The organism is Arthrobacter sp. UYEF20 (assembly GCF_040546335.1).
Taxonomy (GTDB): domain Bacteria; phylum Actinomycetota; class Actinomycetes; order Actinomycetales; family Micrococcaceae; genus Arthrobacter.
Genome location: NZ_JBEPNP010000066.1, coordinates 1 through 1,413 on the forward strand (window position 1 = coordinate 1; position 1,413 = coordinate 1,413).

Here is a 1,413-nt window from a genome sequence, read left to right on the forward strand (position 1 = left end):
CCTGTTGCCTCATTGCAATACCTCCGGGAAAAGTGATTCGTTGCCTCATCTGAAAACCTCCGGTTGATGGCTTCGTTGCCTCATTGAAGAACCTCCGGATTTTCAGTTGTTCCAGGCCCTGTTGATGGGTTTGGCGGCGGCGGGTTGTTTTGCCCGGGAGAGTGTTTCCAGCTGGCTGGTGAGTGCCAGGATCTGGCGTGAGAGTGCGCCGGGTTTGATCTGTTTGAAGGCGGCGTTCATCCGGATGATCGGGCGTTTGCGCATTCTCTCGTGCCGGATCGCCCTGTGGTGGGGTGTGGCAGGTGCGTCGTGTTTCTTGGTCACTTTCGCGCCGTGCCGCTGCTTCTCGATGAGTTTTTGTTGGGGCAGCAGGTAGTTCGTGAAGATCCGGTCCAGCGCCCAGATCTCGTTGAGTTTCTCCAGCTCCGCGGCGGTGTCGTAGCGCAGGTAGCCGACCAGCTCCCGGACCCTTGCCCAGTTCTTTTGCTCCACGTGGGCGCCGTCGTTCTTGTTTCCTGGCCGGGACCGGGTGAAGGTGACCTGCTGGGCATGGCAGTAGGCCAGCAGGTGCTCGTTGATGAACTCCGAGCCGTTGTCCGAATCGATGCCGATGATCGGGAAGGGGAACACTGCAGTGACGTGTTCGAGGGCCTCGAAGACCCATTTGGCGGCCTTGTTCCGCACGGACCGGTTCACGGTCCATCCGGTGGAAATGTCAGTCACCGTCAGGGTGAAGCAGAATTCCCCGAAGCTGTTGCCGCCCTCGTGGCCGACCAGATCGATCTCCACAAATCCCGGGACGGCATCGTCCCACTCCGCCCATGTCCGGACCGGGATCTGGGATTTCAGGAGCGTGCCGGGCTTCGTGTGCGAGCGTCCCCGCGGGAAGAGTTTCGCCCGTTCACCGGCGAGTTTACGGTCGATGGTCGCCGCGCTCATGCGCATCAGCAGAGCAGCCTGCGCGTCGGTGATCTCGAGCTCCTTGTCCCGGCGCAGCAGCGGCACCAAGACTGGCAACATCGGGGCCAGCAGCCGGCCGGCAGGGGCGCGCAGCACCGCCCAGCACGTGACCAGGGATGGCAGCAGATCAGGCCCGTAGACCGGCGTCCGACCCGGTCTGGGCTTGACGATCTTCAGGACCAGGGCCTCCCGCAGAGCGGCCCGGGCATAGTCGCGGTGCCAACCGGTCAGCTCGACCAGCTCGTTCAGGATTCGGGACTTTCCTGCACGATCGGCGCTTTTGTAGGCGAGGGCTTTCTTCTTTGTCACAGCTTGCCGCTGGACCATCGTTAGCTCCATGAAAACGGGCATAGTCCCCATACGCCGCCCCGCCCGGAAACCACGCCGCTACGCGGAGGTATTCAACTGAGGCAACGTATCCAGCTACGCGGAGGTTTTCTATGAGTCAACGCG

At 61.9% G+C, this 1,413-nt stretch carries 1 protein-coding gene; it reads right to left on the reverse strand.

Annotated features, from left to right (window positions below; genetic code table 11):
• Window positions 1-102: 102 nt before the first annotated feature.
• Window positions 103-1,269: a DDE-type integrase/transposase/recombinase gene (locus ABIB26_RS23660; protein ID WP_354248646.1), complete on the reverse strand. Its 1,167-nt coding sequence runs from the start codon at window positions 1,267-1,269 to the stop codon at window positions 103-105.
• Window positions 1,270-1,413 lie beyond the last annotated feature (144 nt).